The sequence below is a fragment of the Spirosoma arcticum genome (genome assembly GCF_054779955.1).
Window position 1 is genome coordinate 432,166 of sequence record NZ_BAAGXG010000001.1, and the last position, 19,544, is coordinate 451,709.

Consider the following 19,544-nt stretch of genomic DNA (forward strand, 5'->3'; position numbering starts at 1 on the left):
GACACGAACCCATACGCTTTTCTAACCCTGCTGCGCTTTTCCCGCACGTTTCATGGTGGCCCGGCCGAGGTAGATAGCGTCCCCTTTCAGCCCGATTGTCGTATAAAACGAGTAGCCGTCTTTCACATACCGCACCATAACGGTATTCGTTTGCTCCGGTTGGGCGTACGCTTTCGTGGCCGCAATGAGAATCTGATTGCCATTGACGATGGCCCGAACAAACGGCAGGTCGCGGGTTTTAATCTGGTTCGCGTTGTAACCGACCCACGTTTTGCCCCCATCGAAGGAGCACTCCGTGTTTTCGTTGAGGTACGTTTCGCGGCCGTTGAACAGATCGCTGTGGTGACGAAACAGCCGCCATAGACCATGAATATAATGCTCGTAACAGGCGTAATTCCGGTCGTTGTTTAAGCCTTGCAGCGCCGGGTCGGTGGGAGAAGGCTGATCGGGAACAAGGTCTTTGTGGTCGTCCCAGAACAGCACCCCGTAGGCACCCGTGAACCAGTAAAAAATAGCCATGCCCTCGGCTACGGCCGGGGGAGCCGGGTGCTCAGCTTTGGCGCTATTGGGGTAATCACCGTTTTGGGTGTTGAAGACCCACTGCCACGCGATCCTCTTTTTAGGCGACAGTTTCATGTTCACTTCCTGTTCGCCCAGCACAGCCGCCAGCCAATGCCGGTCACCATCGGCGGTGTGACTGGCCGAATAGTCGAATTCAGGGTAAAGGAAGTACGTGCCTGGCATCTGAAAATCGACGTAGTCAGCGAACGACTTACCCACAATGTCATTGGGCATTCCCCGTTGCTGACTGGTAGCCGTTTGCTTGGCGGGCATGCTCCAAAGCCAGTCGGGACCGGCCGTGTAGTGCTCAGCTTTGGAGTTGCCATAGCTGTTGTGCGGCACGGGCGTGATGGAGCCGATCAGGGTTTGCGGGGTTACGTTCTCTTTGAGTGTCTTTGCCAGATACGTATACATGTTGGCCTGTTCCTGCTCATTACCGCTGTATACGCCGTCGTTCTCAATATCTAAATAAATTAGGCCATACGTACTCTTCCAGCCACTTGGTGGACAGTCACCGAAGCCAACGCACCCGCCCACCAGTGATACCAGCGACTCGTAGATAGTGCTGCGGTTGGGCGAGCCAGGACTTGCCCGAAACGTAGTCTGGTCCGCCAGGTTGCCGTCTTTTGCCCATTTAATGCCAAATGCATCGGTAAAATGATTCTGGTAGATAATCATTGACCGCTGGTTGAAAGACAGGCGGCTTTTCCAGCCCTTTGGTGGGTAGCCGGTAGACATCCACCGTTCGGCATCGGGGATCATCCGCGTCTGGTCGATGGACGAAAAGCCCCGCCGGAATAGTTTGCTCCAGTCCTGTTCCACGTGCAGATTGCGACCGGCCCCGCAGAAGCTAACCGACTTGGTGGCGGGTAGGGTGAAATCGTCCACCACGTCGATGTTGTAGTATCCTTTGCGGGTCGTGGGCGTGAAGCGGGCGCGGGGTGTGGGTAACAGGGGGGTAAGGGCAGGTACAGGACCCTGGAGTGGCATAATGACCGGGTCGGGCAGAACAGAGGGACGCGCCAACCAAATTCCCAGGCTACCCACGCTGGCTACTATAAGCAAAGCAATCAGTTTCATACCAGACTTCACAGGACGGAATGTGTAGGGCGACCGAACGAATACTAAATACCGGTTAGCCGAGTTTAGACGTAGCAATAGTAATCGGTTCTTCAATGGTCAAATCAGGGTAGTTCTGCTTACAGATTTCCCTGAAAGACTTTTCTTTTTCTTCTAATGAATCAGCACCAAACAGTATTCGTACAAAATCTGCCGGGTAGTTTCCGGTTTCATCAACAAGTTGAGCTTTAAATACGATAGCTGCCATAAATAACTCGGATTGTGTTTTGATAAGCCTGTTTAGTTAGTCGTCGATGTACCGCTTCGTGATGGGCTGATACGAGTCGATGCGCCGGTCGCGAAAGTAAGGCCAAGTGGTGCGGTATTTCTCCGACAACGCCAGATCGACCGTCTGCACGTGAACGACTTCGCCCTCGTGCGGGGCCAGATACAGCAGCGACCCGAACGGATTGGCAACGAACGACCCACCCCAAAACTGCTGTCCGTTCTCCTCACCAACGCGGTTTACCGCCACCACGTGAACGCCGTTGGCAATGGCGTGGCTCCGCTGAATAGTCTGCCAGGCGTTGTATTGTTCTTCGTTCTGCTTCGGGTCCGGCTCAGTGGTGTCCCAGCCGATGGCGGTGGGGTAAAAAAGCACCTCCGCACCCATCAGGGCCGTGATGCGGGCCGCTTCGGGATACCACTGATCCCAGCAGATGAGCACCCCAATCCGGGCAAACTTCGTGTCGAACACTTTATAGCCGAGGTCGCCGGGGGTAAAGTAGAATTTTTCGTAATACCCCGGATCGTCGGGAATGTGCATCTTACGATACTTGCCGAGGTAGGCACCATCGGCATCCAGCACGGCCGTTGTGTTGTGGTATAGTCCCTGCGCCCGTTTCTCGAACAGCGACGCTACGATAACCACGCCCAACTCACCCGCCAGTTCCCCCAACCGCTCCGTTGTGGGGCCGGGAATGGCTTCGGCCAAGCTGAAATTATGATGATCTTCAACATCGCAGAAGTACAGCGACGTGAACAGTTCCTGCAAACACACGATCTGCGCCCCTTCTTGCGCAGCTTCGCGGATGCCATTCATAGCTTTCTGAATGTTGGTTTCGACATCAGCCGAACAACTCATCTGCACTAAACCGATGTTGACGTTCTTGGACATGAGGCAAAAATAGGGCTTTCGGGATTGTCAACGCCTATTTCTAACAAAAGTCTTAGCGGGCGGGTTCGGGGAGTGGTTGATAGCTTGTAACTTACGAACGAATTCAAGACCCACAAACTCATGCTCAATCGACGAACCTTTCTGCACACGGCCGCTCTGACTGGCGCGGCCACTACTATCTTACCGAATGCGCTCTGGTCGGCCACCCGGCCTGCCAAAGACAAACTCGGCGTGGCGCTCGTCGGCTTGGGTTATTACAGTACCGATTTGCTGGCACCGGCCCTCCAACAAACCAAAAACTGTTCGCTCGTCGGCATCGTGACCGGTACGCCCGCCAAAGCCGAGAAGTGGAAAAAGCAGTACAACATCGCCGACAAAAACATTTATTCGTACCAGACCTTCGATCAGATCGCCAACAACCCCGACATCGACGTGGTCTACGTAGTACTGCCGCCGTCTATGCACGAGGAATACGTGGTGCGGGCGGCCAAAGCGGGCAAGCACGTCTGGGTTGAGAAGCCAATGGCGGTTACAGCGAAGGAGTGCCAAAACATGATTGACACCTGCCGCAAAAATAAAGTCACGCTCACGGTGGGCTACCGGCTTCACCACGAACCGAATACGCAGGAGTACGTGAAAGGGCTACGCGATGGAAAAATCGGTAAGATACAACTGGTCAGTTGCTCGGCGGGTTACTACGACGGCCGCACCGACCACTGGAAACAGAAGAAAGAGATGGGCGGGGGCGTCATGTACGACATGGGCGTCTACGTGTTGCAGGGTGCCCGGTTGGCCACCGGCGAGGAGCCAATTTTGGTGACGGCTCAGCAGTTTACATCCCGCCCCGAAGTCTACAAAAACGGCCTTGACGAAACCACAATGGCTCAACTCATCTTCCCCAGTGGAGCGCGGGCGGCTGTGCAAACCAGCTACGGCATGAACATGAATTACCTGCACGTGACGGGCAACAAAGGTACGTTACGGATGGAGCCATACTCACCTTACAACGGCGTCAAAGGCGAGTTCATGGGTGGAGGGGGCGGCAAAATCGACCACCCGTACCAAACACCTTGGCAGCAAACCAAACAGATGGACGATGACGCCGAATCCATCATGAAAAACAAACCGATGCTCGTGCCGGGCGAGGAGGGACTGCGCGACATCAAAATCGTGGAAGCCATTTACCAGGCCGCCCGCACGGGTCGCGAAGTGAAGATTGTCTGAAAAATGTTTCGGTCCGGCCAACTCATTGGCCGGACCGAAACTAATCTGTTTTGTAGCACATTAACGTTCCGACTGTTTTAGTTGTATGTTACGGCTGTTTTTGTTGCAGTATATAAAGTCGAATTAGTAGTTTGGCGAGACGCCGGGATTTCGTTTACTTCGCCTGTCAACCCCGTCAGCCATGCAACTCGCCGATTTCACCAAGCTCCCCGCCAAGCGGCAACTCGACACCCTTTACTTCACCGGCGACATTCTCGCTAATCGTTACGAGGGCGAAAATATCTTTCTGCTTTACAACCTGAATGGCTTTTACGTCGAACTTCGTTACGACGCCTACAACAACAAACTCCATCAGGTTACCGCCTTTCGTGATACCGACAAACTGGAACCGTATTTGCCCTACCTGGCATAGACTTGCTTATACGTTCAACCAGTACGACAACTTCAGGACCAGCGCCCGGTTCTTGCTTTGTAAAGAGCCAAGAATGTAGTTTTCGGAGTAGACCACAAATAGGTCCGACACCGGAGCGTAGCGCCATTGAAGCCGCGCGTTGAGGTTTGTGTTCCGAGTTTGATTATTGAACTGGGCGAAGGTTGTCAGAAACAGGCTACGCGAAAACGTTAGATCGACCCGTGGTCCAAACAGCAAATACCGCGCTGATTTGTAAGGAGCTGGAAAGCGAAGATCGTTGTATTCGGCATTGACGCTGATAGCTCCGTAAGGTTGAAACCGATACTGCACCAGCGCCTGAAGATTCCGGTTCGAGCCGTTGTAATACCCACCGCCATAGCCTTCCATCTGCACGTTGAACAGCTTTCGCTTGTCGGAATTATAGAACGCAAACAGGCCCCGCGTCGGATAAGCTGATCCCGAGGGCAGTTCCGGTCCGTTGGAGTTTGTTGGGTCGAACCCGAAAAATAAGTAGCTGTAATACCGGTAGAAACCCATGCCTCCCTCGGCTGTGTTCCGGGCTTGGAAAGCGTAGCCCACATTAAATTCCCGGTCCAGCAACCGACCGTTGAGGTTACGGATAAACAACATATCCACAAACGGGCCGTGCGACACGATTTGGCGTTCGCCTTTCACGAAGAACGTTAGTTTCAGTTCGGGTGCGAACAACCAAAAGCCCGGCCGGGGCGAAACAGTGTCCGTACGGCTGCGAAACTGCTGCCGGGGCACAAAACCAACGTCGTTAATCTGGTAGTTCTCACCAACGTACTCCTGCGTCCAGCTAACCGTCAGATTTCGAATGCTGTAGGCCAGATTTAACCCGTGCGTGTAGGCGTCGGACAAGGTTTGGGGGCGGAAGAGTTTCGTGAAAAAAGCCTTGCCACTCCAGCGATTGTCAGTCGTTTGCAGCTTGTATTCCAACCCCGCCAGCCGCGTAAACCGGTCGTTGGGATCAATGCCACCCTGCCGGTTTACAATGATGGCCGATAGATTCGAGCGGCCGAATACCTGTCGCTGCAACACGCCTACCGTATAATTTTGGGGTTCAATGCCCCGGTCGACCTGCCGGGCGGTTTGGGTATTCAACAGACCGACCCGCCAGTTTTTATCTAACTTTCCGCTCAGCCGCGCTCCGTACAGAATCGGATTTTGTATAATGGTCCCTGTAGTCGTATCCCGTCCGATACCGATCCGCCGACTGAAAAACGGTCGGTTGCGCATGAAGCCAAAGTCGCTGAAGAGGTCATTGTTTTCTAAGAAAAACTGTCGCCGTTCGGGAAAGAAAATCTCGAATCGGTCTAAGTTCGTCACCTGCTGGTCAACTTCAACCTGCGAGAAATCAGGGTTCACGGTCAGGTCCAGGTTCAGCGAGGGGGTAATGCCGATCTTGGCGTCGAACCCAATCGTAGGTTTGTAGGTCTGTTGCCCGCCCTCGTTGCGATTGTCGGTCATGCGGCCGCTGACGTACGGAATCAGCGAAATGTTGGGACCAACACCAGGTAACGCCGTCTGAAATCGAACCGTATCGGCAAACGCCAGCGCCGAAATACTGTAGGCAACCGGCACCCGTCGCCAGGCCGTCCGCTGGTTATTTTTGAGGTCGTGCCGGGCGAAGTTCATCAAAAAATAGGTGGTGTTCTGCCGGTATCGGATGCTTTTGAGCGGAATCATCATCTCACCCTGCCACCGGTCTGGAAATAATTTCACCGCCGACCGCCATTTATTGTCCCACTCCGGGGCAACCCGCTCCCCGTTGAACATTTGGCCTTCGCGTTCTACGCCCAAAGGGGTTATGTTAAAGGTGAAGCCATTGATGCGGTCGCCGAAGGGGTCCATGTAGACGGTGAAATTGTCATTAAAATCCCATTCCCAATCGCGCTTCAGCGAGCTGGCGATGAATCGTTTATCACGGTTTTTGTCAAAGCATACGACGGCCACATATAGATAATTTCGGTCGTACGTCATTCGGACGTCGGTCCGGTTGTAAGCCGGGAGCGTATCATTGGGAAAGTTCTGAATAAAGTCGCCTGCTACTTCGGCCCGTTGCCAAATTGACTCCGTTAACTCACCATCCACCCGAATCAGCGAATCGGTTGGCGCAACGTGCAGGGATTGGGAATGAGAAAGTATGGGCGTACCTATGCCGATAAACAGCATGGCAAACCGGCGTAAACTGTTGAGCATGAATGGAGAAAAAACCAATGAGTGGTTGATTAGCCCCTTTGAGAAGAAGACAAAATGGCCAACAGAACAGTGTATTGTTCCTTGGCGAAACCGGTGGGTGCCGGGCGGTTAATCAAAACATTGGTGTCATGTAGCAAAAATAAGTGGCTGATTAGTTATTCGCAAATTAGTTGATGGACATTTGCCAACGAGGTCGCCACTTCCGCCCGCCCCCTGTTTAGTATATTGTACAGTAAACCGACTTTTTTTTACAACACATTTGGAAGTTATAGATATTGCGCCGTTCTTTGTTTCAAATTTTAACAAGCAATGCAAACAGGAACAGTTAAATTCTTTAATGAAACCAAAGGATTTGGTTTCATTAAGCCCGATGACGGTGGTGAAGACATCTTCGTACACGCTTCCGGTCTCATCGATCAAATTCGCGAGAACGACAAAGTTAAATTCAATGTCGAACGCGGTAAGAAAGGCTTAAACGCCGTAAACGTCGAAATGGCTTAATCGTAAGATATACCAAGACACCCGTTGTAAAAAACATGCCAGTCGGCATGTTTTTTTTTGCTCTGTCGGTTCGCCGGGCCATTTTTGCGGTCAGATTACCCCGCTCAACTGCATGACTCAACCTACACCAGACACCACTGCCCACTTTGCTCAACGCATTGCCACCCGCTTAGGTCTGAATGCCCGGTCCGTTTTGGCTACCATTGAACTCCTGACAGGCGGAGCCACCGTCCCGTTCATCGCCCGCTACCGAAAAGAAGCCACCGCTTTGGCCAACGGTGTACCGTTGGATGAGGTACAAATCGCTCAGATCAGAGACACGCACCAGAAACTGCTGGACCTCGACAAACGCCGGGATGCCGTTCTGAAAGCCATTGACGAGCAGGGTAAACTGACGCCCGACCTGCGCCGAAAACTCGAAACGGTCCATTCGCTCACCGATCTCGAAGACCTTTATCTTCCTTACAAGCAAAAGCGCAAAACCCGTGCCACCGTTGCCATCGAGCGGGGCCTTGAACCATTAGCTGCGTTGTTGCTTGCCCAGCGCGAAACGGTCATTGAACAAGCCGCCCGGCGGTATCTTACTGACGCCGTTCCAACCGTAGCCGATGCCTTGCAGGGTGCCCGCGACATTCTGGCCGAGCGCATCAGCGAAGACTCCGACGCTCGTCAGCGCGTTCGCAACCTGTTCGAGCGCGAGGCCACCATCCGCTCCGTGGTCAAAAAAAGCAAGGAAGCTGATGGCATGAAATTTAAAGACTATTTCAATTTTGCCGAACCACTCCGGCGCGTACCGTCGCACCGGTTGCTGGCCCTGCGCCGGGGTGAGGCAGAAGGGTTCCTGACCGTTAGCATTGGTCCCGACGAGCAGGCCGCCATCGACCGGCTCGACCGGCAGTTTATCCGCACAAACGTACCCGCCAATCGCCAGCAGTTGGAATTGGCCATTCATGACGGTTACAAACGACTGCTCAAGCCCGCTCTCGAAACCGAATTTGCCAACCGGTCGAAAGAAAAAGCGGATGCAGAAGCCATCCAGATTTTTGCCGACAACCTGCGCCAGCTACTGCTCAGCTCGCCTTTAGGTCAGCAACGGGTGCTGGCCATCGATCCCGGCTACCGAACGGGCTGCAAAACTGTTTGCTTAGACGCACAGGGCAATTTACTGACCGATACAGTATTGTATTTGTCTCAGTCAGAGAACCATCGCACGCAAGCCGCCCATACCATCTGGCAACTCATTGACCAGTACAAAATTGACGCTATCGCCATTGGAAACGGCACCGCCGGGCGCGAAACGGAAGAATTTGTGCAGAGCCTGACCATTGGCAAACCCGTTTTTATGGTCAGTGAGCAGGGCGCATCTATTTATTCCGCTTCGGACGTGGCCCGAGAAGAATTTCCTGACCGCGATGTGACCGTGCGTGGAGCCGTTAGCATTGGCCGACGGTTGATGGACCCACTGGCCGAATTGGTAAAGATCGATCCCAAATCCATCGGCGTTGGGCAATACCAGCACGACGTAGATCAGACGGATCTGAAAACCAGTTTGGATGCGGTCGTGGAAAGCTGCGTCAACCAGGTGGGTGTCTCGCTCAACACGGCCAGTGCGTATCTGTTGCGCTATGTGTCGGGGCTGGGACCGCAATTGGCGGGTAGTATCGTGAACTACCGGACGCAAAACGGCGCTTTTACCTCCCGCGATCAGCTCAGAAAAGTGCCGCGTCTGGGGCCAAAAGCCTTTGAGCAGTGTGCGGGCTTTTTGCGGATTGAAGGAGCCGCCAATCCCTTAGACAACAGTGCGGTTCATCCCGAACGCTATGCCGTTGTGGAGCGCATGGCGGCCGATGCGGGCAGTACCGTGGCCGATCTCATGCGTAAAACTGAACTGAGGAAACAAATCAGTCCCGAACGTTACGTGACCGGCACGGTTGGCCTGCCGACATTGCGCGATATTTTGGCCGAACTCGAAAAGCCCGGCCGCGACCCCCGCGACCCGCTTTCTGTCTTCGAGTATGATGCCCGTGTCCGGTCGGTTGAGGACCTGCACGAAGGAATGATCCTCAATGGCGTTGTCACGAACATCACGGCGTTTGGGGCGTTTGTCGACATTGGCGTGAAGCAGGACGGGCTGGTTCATGTTTCACAACTGGCTACTCATTACGTCTCGGACCCTAAAACCGTCGTAAGTGTGAACCAGAAAGTAAAAGTCAAAGTGCTGGAGGTAGATACGGCCCGCAAACGGATTGCGTTATCAATGAAAATTTAATAGGTTGCACGTATTCACTAACCCTGCCTGTATGCAACAACGCTGGTTTCGGGCCACCGTATGGCTCATTTTGTCTTTCCCCTGCCTGCTCTTCCTGTTAACTTCATGCTCGGCGCTTAAATCGTCGGGACCGTCGCACTCAGTAAGCCGTCGCCCAACGACTGCCAAGCCCGTTGCCCGCCGAACGCCGACGGGCAAAACACCCACCCGGCCACCGGCTGTTCCCGCTAAATCGGTTGGCAAAGTAGTCGATTCCCGTACCTACAAGACTCGTTACGTGCCGGAAGTGGTCAAGATTGCTCGTGCCTACACCGGAACACCCTATCGCACGGGCGGCAACACGGCTGAGGGTATTGACTGCTCAGGCTTAGTTTGTGCGGTTTTCAGCAGCGTGGGATTGAAGATGCCCCGTATTTCTTGGCAGCAGTCGGAGGTGGGTCATGAAGTGGAGGTGGACGAGATACTGCCCGGCGATCTGATATTCTTCGTGCCCGACAAGGGACAGGCAGGCTACGTTTCACACACCGGAATTGTGACGGAAGTAAACGGCGAAAACAACATTCGGTTTATCCACGCGTCTTCGTCGCGGGGCGTTCGGGAAGACAATCTGTATGCAGACTACTTCAAAGGCCGGTTTGTGAAGGCACTACGTCCGTTTTAGGAAAAAGGAGTTGTGCTGTTTACTTTTCTGTGCCTGCGTGTCTACTGTCGGGAACACACAAACGTATGCACTGAAAAACTCAGACACATTGTTGACACCAACTTACGTTGTTGGCTGAGCCGCGCTGATTAGCTCCTCAATGTGTGCCCGGTTCTTGTTTCTTAATTTCATTTCCAGACTAAGCGCTTCGTTCCGGGTGTCGAACGGCTGCGTGAACTTCACTTCCCACGGTTTGCCATCGGCGGTAGCGGGGTTCGTTTTGGCGTTGTGCTGCCAGAGCGTAATAGGCAGATTCTTCGTCTGACCAACGTGATACCGGTCGGCAGAGGGGCTGTAAATAATATAGACAGTATGCATGGAATGTTGGGACTATTATCAAAACTACAGCTTTGTTAACAGAAAACAAATCCTGTTCGAGCGAGTGGATAGTTTGGCCGATGACCGCGAAAATTTAGAACGGTGATTTGGGACATACTATTTTTTTACCCATATTTGCACCCTCAATACGCTTTAACGGCGTCTACTGGGGGATTAGCTCAGCTGGCTAGAGCGCTTCCATGGCATGGAAGAGGTCATCGGTTCGACTCCGATATTCTCCACAACAGCAAAAAACCACTTCGCCTGCGAAGTGGTTTTTTGGTTAAATAGCCCGTAGCCCGTCAAAAAACAGCAATCCCCGTCAATAAATACATTGACGGGGATTGCTGTTTTTTGACTACTTTAATTTATTGGTCAACCATCTCGGCGTCGGCCAGGATGTAGTTCATCTCGTAGATATTATCGGCATTGAGTTTAAGCGTTCCGTGAAACGTCCGGCGTTCATCGGTTTTAAACTTCTTACCGGCTTTCTTGAACTTGAGTGAAACGACCGACTCCGGCCCGGCACCCCCGCAGAAAAAGCAGGCGCTGAATGGAAACGCCGACAAAACGTAGAGGTTCGATTCAAGATCAACCGGCAGGACGTAACCCGTTAACTCAACGGTTTTGCCACTCAGCTTCTGAACACCGGGGCCAAAGGTTGGATACAGCATATAAACTGACTCTTCGGCGTACCATTTCTTCTTGAAGGTAACGTCCCGCAGCGTCTCCCACGACAGTTTCACCGGCTCGTTTGGAACCGATACCAACGGGCGGGCAGTGGGGTCGACTGGCCGAGTCCGGCTCGGATACGTCCAGGCTGTAGCAACGAAACAAATCAACAGAGTAATCAGCAAACGAGTCATAGCGTTGGACGTATTGGACATATAGACAGGGTGAACCAAGGGTAAAACTACAAAAAAGATTACTTTTATAAACTCATTTTGTTTCGATCACACAAATCGTGTCCGACACACTCCACAACAAAAAAGAAGGCCCGGCAATTCCCGTTCGATTCACCCGGCTTTATACCACGCTGCTGCTTGTCCTGACTGTGTTGCTAACAGTGGGGCAGGGGCTGACGCAGTGGCGGCTTCGGGCGGTGCAGGATGAACTCTGGATTATCCGCTACGCAGCCTTACAGCGCCATCAGAGTCAGCAGATTGTGAAACAGGCGCTGCAACTCACCGATGCTGACGAACAGGATCAGTTCACGACTACCGTTGCCGAGCTTCGGCAGGTGTTTCCCACGTTTGAGCGATATCATTTGCAGGGCCGCGAGGGGCGCGTTGACGAACATAATGTGGCCATTCCCAACTCCGATACCGTTCAACGGCTTTATACGGGTATTCGTCCTGAATTTATGGCATTCCAGCAGGGTGCCCGTCGGCTGATGACCCTCCGGCAATCAACAGACATCTCCCGGCCGGACGTACAGGCGAGTCTGGAACTGCTACTGGCCAATGAAAAACCGTTTCTGGATAAAATTGACGGAATTGTTCGGGAATATACGGGCGAGCTACGGGCTAAACTCGAACTGTTGCAGGCGGTTGAATTTTATTTGTACATCTTCACGATGCTGGTATTGCTTGGTATTGGACTGTTGATTTTCAGGCCCGCTGCCCGCCGACTCCGGGAAACGGTTGCCCAGTTGATTGAAGCCGAAAGCCGTACGACAGCTGCTAACCAGAAACTGCTCAGCCTCAATAGATCACTCAAGAAAACGCGTCAGCAGTTATTTGAGGCCCAGAAAGAGCAGTATCAGCAGCAGATCGACGAGCAGAAAATGCAGACGTCATACCTCATTACCGGTCAGGAAGAAGAGCGCAAGCGGCTATCCCGCGAGTTACATGACGGGCTGGGGCAGATGCTGACGGCCATAAAATTACAAATTGAAGGGCTGGAGATCGGATTGACCCGCATGACCCCCACCGACCAGGATGGGAAGGTAACGTACCCCCAAAACTTGAAGATTCTGAAGCATTTGGTGACTCAGACAATTCAGGAAACCCGGACAATTTCCAACAACTTAATGCCAAGCGTGTTAAGTGACTTTGGCGTAATCCCGGCCATTAAAATGCTGGCCGAAAACGACCGTAGTGAAACCGTGGACGTTACGTTTGAAACGAATCTGACGGCCGCTGACCCACGTTTGGACAAAAACGTCGAGATCATGCTGTACCGGGTGACGCAGGAGGCCGTCAGCAATGCCGTTCGACACGCTAACCCGTCACACATTCATATCGAGCTAATAGACCGGGGAAATTCCTTGCAGTTGCTGGTTAAGGACAATGGACGGGGATTTCAAATGCCGCGTCGGCACTTGGCCAATGGGCAGAATAAGAGCAGTGAGACTGTTTCTCCCGATGCGATCACGACTAACCGGCCTCCTTCGCAGGGGCTGCACAACATGCAGGAACGGGCAAAACTGCTCAACGGTAAATTCAAGATTCACTCAACGCCGGGGAGAGGCACCCGAGTTCAGGTAAGCATTCCCCATCACCTGCATCCCGCTCATCATGACACCTATTAAACTAATGCTGGTGGACGACCATTCCATCGTACGCGACGGCATCCGGCTCCTGCTGGAACAAGCGGATGGATTAGAGATCATCGACGAAGCCAATGATGGCGAGGAGGCCCTCGACAAACTCAAAAGCCACCAAAGCGAGCGGATCGACACACCGGCAACCGGAAAGCCGAAAACCCTGCCCGATCTGGTATTGATGGATATTTCACTACCGGGTATGTCCGGTATTCAGACAACACAGGTCATCAGCCGATTATACAAGGGTGTTCGGGTGCTGATGCTGTCGATGCACAACAATGAAGATTATATCCTGCGGTCGGTAGAAGCGGGTGCATTCGGTTATATCCTGAAAGATTCGTCGTCGGATGAAATGATTAAAGCCATTCGCACGGTTGCCGCCGGGGAAAAATACTTCAGCTCACCAGTGGCTTCAATCATTTTGAGCGGTTACATGCAGCAGTTGAAAAAAGGCGATAAACACGCCCGGACCGAACGCCCGTCGAAATTGTCGAATAAGGAAAAGGAGATTCTGCAATTTCTGGTCGATGGCATGAGTAGCCGCGAGATCGCCGAAAAACTCCAGCTCAGCGTCCGGACCGTCGACAACCACCGCGCCAATATGATGCGCCGGTTGCAGGTTCGCAACGCGGCTGAACTGGTACGGATAGCCGTCGAAGATAAATTAATTTGAAACTTTCCTGACGCTTCAGTACGTTTGCTCCTGAAACCGGCCGCTGAGCCGGTTTTCAAATTTCAGATTACTATATTTATTAGATAGAGTTTATAAACTAAAAACCCGTTCATCATGTCACTTCGTTTAGGCGATATTGCTCCCGATTTTGAGGCCGACACCACCCAGGGCCACATCCATTTTCATGAATGGCTTAGCGGTTCATGGGGTATGTTATTTTCGCACCCGGCCGATTTTACACCCGTATGCACCACCGAACTGGGGCGGACGGCGCTGTTGAAAGATGAGTTTGGTAAGCGCAATGTAAAGGTCATTGCCGTATCGGTCGATGATCTGGAGTCGCACAACCGCTGGACGCCCGACATTAAGGACGTGACTGGTTCGGAAGTGAACTTCCCGATTATTGCTGACGCCGACCGCACCGTGGCCACGCTCTACGACATGATCCATCCCAATGCCAGCGAAAAAACGACGGTGCGCTCAGTGTTCGTGATCGGTCCCGACAAAAAAATCAAACTGACGCTGACGTATCCGGCCTCAACGGGCCGCAACTTCAACGAACTGATTCGTGTGATCGACTCGCTGCAATTAACGGCTAACTATCAGGTAGCTACCCCGGCCGATTGGCAACAGGGCGACGACGTGATTGTGACGCCCGCCGTGACGAACGATCAGTTGGACGCTAAGTTCCCCAAAGGTGTAACGTTTGTGAAGCCGTATCTGCGCACCACGCCACAGCCTGACAAATAGGTTCGACGCTTGTGGTTAAACAAACCACTTTATTGCGCGGTTAACTGCTTCGTAATTAACTAAATCAAAACAGCATTATGGCGAAGCAAAAGAATACGAATCCGGAGCATAGTGAAGGGCCAGTTGCCACGGCCATTGAGCAGCAAACTGCGAAACTACCGTCCGACATTTTTCTGTGGTCGGCGCTGGGATCGATGGCGGCCTCGCTTTACTTTCAGTTTCAGGGTGAGCGCGACAAGAGCCTGTTTGTTGGGCAGTGGGCGGCTCCTTTCCTGATTCTGGGACTTTATAATAAATTGGTTAAGCTCGAAGGCAGTGATTAGTATCAAGACACTAAATTGCTGGTACACACCTTAAAGGCCCTCTGTTTCGACAGGAGGGCCTTTTTTGTACGTATACTATTTGCTGGCAAAGCCGTAGTTTTGAGCATTGAAAGCAAGGCATCTGCATGAAAACCCGCGTTCTGGTCATTTTTCTGTTTAAACGATACGGTCTATGGATTTCGGCATTGCTGGTGTTGTTCGTCCTGATTCTGGTTGCCCGGTCGTCCCGGAAAGACGACATGGACTGGCGATTTGTGCGGGCGTTTGGTATCCGGCTCCCCATGCGCTACGGCATTCACGGCATCGACGTATCGCGCCACAACGACCGCATCGACTGGAAGCGGGTGCGGCAGATGGAAGCCGACGGGGTGCGACTCCAGTTTGTATTCGTCAAAGCTACGGAGGGAGCGACCCTGGCGGATAAGCACTTCGTGAAGAACTGGCGCGAAGCCAAAAAATCGTCTCTGCGACGGGGAGCCTACCATTTTTATCACCCCACCCGCGACCCGCTCAAACAAGCGGCCAACTTCATCCGAACCGTCGAATTGAGCGAGGGCGATTTTGCGCCAGTTGTAGATTTTGAAGTTGTCAACGGCCAATCCGACGACACCATTATTGAAGGCTTGCGGCTTTGGCTCGAAACGGTAGAAGCGCACTACGGTGCCCGGCCAATCATCTACACCAACGGCAATCTGTACCGACGCTACATCAAAAACAATCTTGACGAATATCCGCTCTGGATCGCCGACTATTCGACCGAACACCTCCGCCGGTACGACGCCGATAAGCTTTACCTCTGGCAACACAGCCAAACCGGTTGGGTAAAGGGCATCCGGGGGCGCGTCGATTTCAACGTGTTTGTAATGGACGAAAACCGAATGCGGGAGATTTGCTTGTAAAAAAAGGGGTAAGGGCTGACGCTTGTACTGTTCTCGCGTCAACCCCTTACCCCTTCCACGCTCTACTTCTTTTCCTGCCAGATTTCCCACGCTTTTTCGGCTTGCAGTTCCAGCATTCGGAGACCGTTGTGGGTGGCGGCTCCGCGCTCATGGCCCCGTTTCATGAACTGCGTTTCGGCGGGATTATAGACCAGATCGTAGAGCAGATGGCGGTCGGTAAGTTGGTCGTAGCGGAGGGAAGGGGCTTCGTCGGAGTGTGGGTACGTACCGACGGGTGAGCAGTTGATGATTAGTTCATAATCGGCGAGTAGTCCGGGTAGCTCCTCATACGTACTGGTATTTTCTATTTTACCACGAGACACCGACTGATAGGGAATGCCCAGGTCCGAGAGCGCAGCCGTAACCGCCCTTGAAGCCCCGCCCGTGCCGAGTACCAGCGCCTGTAAGTCGTCCGTCGTTCGGTCGAGCGATAGGAGCCAATCCATTAGCGACTGCCGGAAACCGTAGTAGTCCGAGTTGAAGCCCACGCGTGAACCGTCCTCCCCAATTCGGATTACGTTTACGGCACCCACTTTCCCGGCCGATTGGTCGAGCCGGTCGAGGTAGGGCAGCACCGCCTGCTTGTGCGGAATGGTAACGTTGAGACCACGCAGATTCGGAACCTGTAGTAGCGCAGGGAGCGCTGTAATGTCGGGAAGTTCAAACAGGTCGTACTGACTGTCGGTAATGCCTTCGCGGACGAATTTTTCGGTGAAATACCGCTGCGAAAACGAGTGCGTTAGGGGGAAACCGATGAGACCGTAGCGGGTCATACTATACTGTGGTTGACCGGGCCAGTTTTCTCTTGAGAAGCTGCACGAGCACCGGCATGATGGACAGACCGACAATGCCGAAGACGACCAACTCAAAGTTTTTCTGCACAATGGGAATGTTCCCGCAGAAGTAGCCCAGCAGCGTGATACTCACCACCCACAGAATGGCCCCGGCAATGCAATTGCGGATATACGTTCCGTAGTTCATGCTGCCTGCCCCAGCTACGAACGGCGCAATGGTCCGCACGATGGGAATAAAGCGGGCCATGATAACAGTTTTGCCGCCGTGTTTGGCGTAGAATTTTTCCGTTTCGGTGATGTATTCCCGCTTGAAAAACAGGATGCGTTCACGCTGCTTAATGCGGCTACCCAGAAATTTACCCACGAAATAGTTGACGTTATCGCCCAGTAGTGCCGCCACTATGAGCAAGGGGATAATGACCCAAACGCTCAATTCATTGGTGTCGCGGGCGGCTAATGCACCGGCCGCAAACAGGAGTGAGTCGCCGGGCAGCAGGGGCATCACAATCAGCCCAGTCTCGGTGAAAACAATCAAAAACAGAATCGCGTACAGAAGTACGCCGTAGTTATTTGCCCACGCATCAAGGTAGGTATCAAGATGGAGCAGAAAATCGAGCAATGATTTGATAACATCCATGTGTGTAGAGACGCATAATTGCGTCTGTTAATCTTGAATCGTTATTTATCAAGGAAATGCGTGAACGTATCGCCCCGCAGCCCTAACCGGATGGTTTCTAAGGGAATTACTTCATTGGGAGCAATATTGCCGACGTTAACGTTTGCTCCGAGCAACTTAACAAACCATACCTGCTGCTCTTTTTGCGGAGCTTCCCACAGAATGTCCTCCGCCGGAATCTGCGTCAGAATTTCTTCGACCAGGCCCTGCCGAACTTCGCCACTCGCCCGGAACAGGCCGACCGTACCGCCCTCACGCGCTTCACCGATCACTTTCCAGGCACCAGCCTCCAACTCGGACTTCATTAACTGAATCCACTTGTAGGGCGGTATAATCTTGGATTCATCCTTAGACCCAACTTCTGAAAGTACTGTTACCTGCGTGGCTAACGTTCTGATGTACTCGCATTTATCATCCTGCTTCATGTCGATTGAACCATCCGACACTTCGGCGTAGTCGAGCTTGAATTCGTCGAGCATTCGCCGGTAATCGTCGAACTGATTTCTGACTACAAACGCTTCAAAGAGGGTTCCGCCGAAGTAAACCGGAACACCGGCCTCGTGGTAGATGGCAATTTTCTCTTTTAGATTTGGGGTAACAAATGAGGTTGCCCATCCTAATTTAATAATGTCGGCGTACTGAGCGGATGTGGATAAAAAATCTTCCACTTCACGCAGACTCAGCCCCTTATCCATTACCATTGTCAATCCACTTTGGCGGGGTTTAGCCGTGCGCTCGGGAATTTGGGTAAGCGTATAATTCATTCGTGCTGACTGTGTAAACGCGTTTAAATCGCCCAAAAGTAGCATAAAGTCCCGATAACCTCCCAAGAAAGTCCACCAATAATAGCGTCTGGTACGGGTTTTACTTGGTTTAATACTATTTTTGCCCATTATGGACAATCTCCCCAATCCACGCCTTGACTTCTTCCGGTCTTTGATTGGTCAGAACATGAGCGCCAGTATCTCGCCCCTTGGCCGCTGGCTGAATGGTATAATTCGAGCCGTCGACTACGGCCGGTTGGTTGCCGACTACGTTGTTCGCGACGAACTGACTAACCCCGCCGGGGTCATGCATGGCGGTGCGGCAAGTGCTATGTTAGACGACCTGATTGGGGCGATGGTGTTTACACTTGGGCGCGAGTTCGCTTTCACGTCTGTGAATCTGAATGTCGATTTTCTGCACGCAGCCCGCCTGGGTGAAACCGTCACGGCAACGGCCGAAGTCGTACGGGCTGGTAAGAACATCATTCACTGCGAAGGGCGTATCGTCGCGGGCGACGGGAAAATCATCGCTAAATGCGTTACGAACCTGATTCAGACGTCGGTGCGATTACAATAGTCGTAAGTCAAAAGTAGTCAGCTGCTGACACCCAAGTAATATATCGTGCGTTAGCAACTGACTACTTTTGACTTACAACTTTTATAACTAATTTTGCACCCTCATTTCCAATTTCATAAATAATCATGTACGCAATCGTAGAGATCGCAGGGCAGCAATTCAAGATCCAGAAGGGTCGCTCCATCTATACCCACCGGTTAGAGGGCGACGTGGACGCTGCACTTGCCTCCGACAAGGTGAAAATTCTCCTTGTTGACAACGAAGGGAGCATCAGCATTGGTGCTCCAACCGTCGCCGGGGCGACAGTATCGGCCAAAATCATGGAACACCTCAAAGGTGAGAAAGTGATTATCTTCAAAAAGAAGCGCCGGAAAGGATACAAAAAGAAGAACGGCCACCGTCAGTATCTGACGAAAGTCATGATTGAAGACATCACTATATAGTAATCAGTCAATAGTCGTTAGTCGATAGTGTTCTAAAACTGGCGACTGACGACTGACTACTAACGACTTAAAAGAAAATGGCACACAAGAAAGGTGTAGGTAGTTCCAAAAACGGCCGTGATTCGCACAGTAAACGCTTGGGCGTGAAACTGTTCGGTGGCCAGTCGGCTATTGCCGGCAATATTATTATCCGCCAGCGTGGTACGAAACACCACCCCGGCAAAAACGTTGGCTTGGGTAAAGATTATACGCTGTTCGCCTTGGTCGACGGCACGGTTAAGTTCCGTCCGGGCCGCGATAGCCGCTCCTACGTTGACATTATCCCGGCAGGTCCGTCGGCGGTGACAACAACCGCCATAGCGCCCGCAACCGTAACGACAACTTCGGTAGCGCCCCCAACGGAGAAGCCCGTTGAAGCCGTTGCCGTTACTCCGGCAGAGGCACCCGCAACGACAACTGACGCAGCGACCCCGGAAACGGCAGCACCAACGCCCGGAACGGCTACGGAAGCAACGCCCGAGACATCATCATTTGTCACGGCAGCCGCTGCCGTAATAGCCGCCGTTGTAACAACCGTAGATACGGTGAAAGACGTTATCAGCCCGGCCACTGAC

The 19,544-nt window shown here is 52.6% G+C and carries 21 protein-coding genes, 1 tRNA gene and 1 pseudogene; 14 read left to right on the forward strand and 9 right to left on the reverse strand.

Annotated features, from left to right (window positions below):
- Window positions 1–21: 21 nt before the first annotated feature.
- The 3 genes from ACYVHB_RS02000 to ACYVHB_RS02010 are packed head-to-tail and all read right to left on the reverse strand — an operon-like array spanning window position 22 to window position 2,797.
- Window positions 22–1,641, reverse strand: coding sequence for a hypothetical protein (locus ACYVHB_RS02000; protein ID WP_461049128.1), 1,620 nt, complete (start codon window positions 1,639–1,641; stop codon window positions 22–24).
- A 55-nt stretch (window positions 1,642–1,696) separates the two neighbouring features.
- Entirely contained in the window at window positions 1,697–1,888 is a 192-nt protein-coding gene (locus ACYVHB_RS02005) for a hypothetical protein (protein ID WP_461049130.1), read from the reverse strand.
- 36 nt (window positions 1,889–1,924) lie between these two features.
- Window positions 1,925–2,797, reverse strand: coding sequence for a carbon-nitrogen hydrolase (locus ACYVHB_RS02010; protein ID WP_461049132.1), 873 nt, complete (start codon window positions 2,795–2,797; stop codon window positions 1,925–1,927).
- A 120-nt stretch (window positions 2,798–2,917) separates the two neighbouring features.
- Between ACYVHB_RS02010 and ACYVHB_RS02015 the strand changes: the two genes are divergently transcribed.
- Window positions 2,918–4,021: a Gfo/Idh/MocA family protein gene (locus tag ACYVHB_RS02015; RefSeq protein ID WP_461049134.1), complete on the forward strand. Its 1,104-nt coding sequence runs from the start codon at window positions 2,918–2,920 to the stop codon at window positions 4,019–4,021.
- Between the two features lie 181 nt (window positions 4,022–4,202).
- Window positions 4,203–4,433 carry a hypothetical protein gene (locus tag ACYVHB_RS02020; protein WP_461049136.1) on the forward strand — a complete coding sequence of 77 codons (231 nt, stop codon included), beginning with the start codon at window positions 4,203–4,205 and terminating at the stop codon, window positions 4,431–4,433.
- A 6-nt stretch (window positions 4,434–4,439) separates the two neighbouring features.
- Here the strand turns inward: ACYVHB_RS02020 and ACYVHB_RS02025 are convergent, their stop codons facing one another.
- The gene (locus tag ACYVHB_RS02025; protein WP_461049138.1) at window positions 4,440–6,656 is read right to left on the reverse strand and encodes a DUF5916 domain-containing protein; all 2,217 of its coding nucleotides are present in this window, start codon (window positions 6,654–6,656) and stop codon (window positions 4,440–4,442) included.
- A gap of 309 nt (window positions 6,657–6,965) precedes the next feature.
- Here ACYVHB_RS02025 and ACYVHB_RS02030 point away from each other — a divergent pair, with 309 nt between their 5' ends.
- The 3 genes from ACYVHB_RS02030 to ACYVHB_RS02040 all read left to right on the forward strand — a co-directional run bounded on the left by ACYVHB_RS02030 (window position 6,966) and on the right by ACYVHB_RS02040 (window position 10,087).
- Window positions 6,966–7,157, forward strand: coding sequence for a cold-shock protein (locus ACYVHB_RS02030; protein ID WP_012925283.1), 192 nt, complete (start codon window positions 6,966–6,968; stop codon window positions 7,155–7,157).
- 112 nt (window positions 7,158–7,269) lie between these two features.
- Window positions 7,270–9,426: a Tex family protein gene (locus ACYVHB_RS02035; RefSeq protein ID WP_461049140.1), complete on the forward strand. Its 2,157-nt coding sequence runs from the start codon at window positions 7,270–7,272 to the stop codon at window positions 9,424–9,426.
- A gap of 31 nt (window positions 9,427–9,457) precedes the next feature.
- Entirely contained in the window at window positions 9,458–10,087 is a 630-nt protein-coding gene (locus ACYVHB_RS02040) for a C40 family peptidase (protein WP_461049142.1), read from the forward strand.
- Window positions 10,088–10,189: 102 nt separating this feature from the next.
- Here ACYVHB_RS02040 and ACYVHB_RS02045 read toward each other — a convergent pair whose 3' ends face one another.
- On the reverse strand, window positions 10,190–10,444 hold the full coding sequence (locus ACYVHB_RS02045) for a GIY-YIG nuclease family protein (protein WP_461049144.1): 255 nt from the start codon (window positions 10,442–10,444) through the stop codon (window positions 10,190–10,192).
- 168 nt (window positions 10,445–10,612) lie between these two features.
- Here ACYVHB_RS02045 and ACYVHB_RS02050 point away from each other — a divergent pair.
- Window positions 10,613–10,686, forward strand: a tRNA-Ala gene (locus ACYVHB_RS02050).
- A 126-nt stretch (window positions 10,687–10,812) separates the two neighbouring features.
- Here the strand turns inward: ACYVHB_RS02050 and ACYVHB_RS02055 are convergent.
- Window positions 10,813–11,310, reverse strand: a complete 498-nt coding sequence (locus ACYVHB_RS02055; protein ID WP_461049146.1) for a DUF3299 domain-containing protein — start codon at window positions 11,308–11,310, stop codon at window positions 10,813–10,815.
- A 98-nt stretch (window positions 11,311–11,408) separates the two neighbouring features.
- Here ACYVHB_RS02055 and ACYVHB_RS02060 point away from each other — a divergent pair, with 98 nt between their 5' ends.
- The 5 genes from ACYVHB_RS02060 (at window position 11,409) to ACYVHB_RS02080 (ending at window position 15,637) form a co-directional block, all read left to right on the forward strand.
- Window positions 11,409–12,977, forward strand: a complete 1,569-nt coding sequence (locus tag ACYVHB_RS02060; RefSeq protein WP_461049148.1) for a sensor histidine kinase — start codon at window positions 11,409–11,411, stop codon at window positions 12,975–12,977.
- A 4-nt stretch (window positions 12,978–12,981) separates the two neighbouring features.
- On the forward strand, window positions 12,982–13,665 hold the full coding sequence (locus tag ACYVHB_RS02065) for a response regulator transcription factor (RefSeq protein ID WP_461050010.1): 684 nt from the start codon (window positions 12,982–12,984) through the stop codon (window positions 13,663–13,665).
- A 114-nt stretch (window positions 13,666–13,779) separates the two neighbouring features.
- Window positions 13,780–14,415: a peroxiredoxin gene (locus ACYVHB_RS02070; RefSeq protein ID WP_461049150.1), complete on the forward strand. Its 636-nt coding sequence runs from the start codon at window positions 13,780–13,782 to the stop codon at window positions 14,413–14,415.
- Between the two features lie 77 nt (window positions 14,416–14,492).
- Window positions 14,493–14,738 (forward strand): hypothetical protein, encoded by a 246-nt coding sequence (locus tag ACYVHB_RS02075; protein ID WP_461049151.1) that lies wholly within the window; start codon window positions 14,493–14,495, stop codon window positions 14,736–14,738.
- Between the two features lie 125 nt (window positions 14,739–14,863).
- Entirely contained in the window at window positions 14,864–15,637 is a 774-nt protein-coding gene (locus tag ACYVHB_RS02080; RefSeq protein WP_461049153.1) for a glycoside hydrolase family 25 protein, read from the forward strand.
- A gap of 62 nt (window positions 15,638–15,699) precedes the next feature.
- Here the strand turns inward: ACYVHB_RS02080 and ACYVHB_RS02085 are convergent, their stop codons facing one another.
- From ACYVHB_RS02085 to ACYVHB_RS02095, 3 genes are read right to left on the reverse strand one after another with little or no spacing between them, the layout of a single operon-like run.
- Window positions 15,700–16,449 carry a shikimate dehydrogenase family protein gene (locus ACYVHB_RS02085; protein WP_461049155.1) on the reverse strand — a complete coding sequence of 250 codons (750 nt, stop codon included), beginning with the start codon at window positions 16,447–16,449 and terminating at the stop codon, window positions 15,700–15,702.
- A 1-nt stretch (window position 16,450) separates the two neighbouring features.
- Window positions 16,451–17,107 carry a DedA family protein gene (locus ACYVHB_RS02090; protein ID WP_461049157.1) on the reverse strand — a complete coding sequence of 219 codons (657 nt, stop codon included), beginning with the start codon at window positions 17,105–17,107 and terminating at the stop codon, window positions 16,451–16,453.
- 41 nt (window positions 17,108–17,148) lie between these two features.
- On the reverse strand, window positions 17,149–17,910 hold the full coding sequence (locus tag ACYVHB_RS02095) for a phosphosulfolactate synthase (protein ID WP_461049159.1): 762 nt from the start codon (window positions 17,908–17,910) through the stop codon (window positions 17,149–17,151).
- A 130-nt stretch (window positions 17,911–18,040) separates the two neighbouring features.
- Between ACYVHB_RS02095 and ACYVHB_RS02100 the strand changes: the two genes are divergently transcribed.
- The 3 genes and pseudogenes from ACYVHB_RS02100 to rpmA form a co-directional block, all read left to right on the forward strand.
- Window positions 18,041–18,487, forward strand: a complete 447-nt coding sequence (locus tag ACYVHB_RS02100) for a PaaI family thioesterase (RefSeq protein WP_461049161.1) — start codon at window positions 18,041–18,043, stop codon at window positions 18,485–18,487.
- Window positions 18,488–18,612: 125 nt separating this feature from the next.
- Entirely contained in the window at window positions 18,613–18,930 is a 318-nt protein-coding gene (gene rplU, locus ACYVHB_RS02105) for a 50S ribosomal protein L21 (RefSeq protein ID WP_461049163.1), read from the forward strand.
- A 77-nt stretch (window positions 18,931–19,007) separates the two neighbouring features.
- A pseudogene (rpmA, locus tag ACYVHB_RS02110) lies at window positions 19,008–19,274 on the forward strand (50S ribosomal protein L27); the annotation flags it as partial.
- Between the last annotated feature and the right edge of the window lie 270 nt (window positions 19,275–19,544).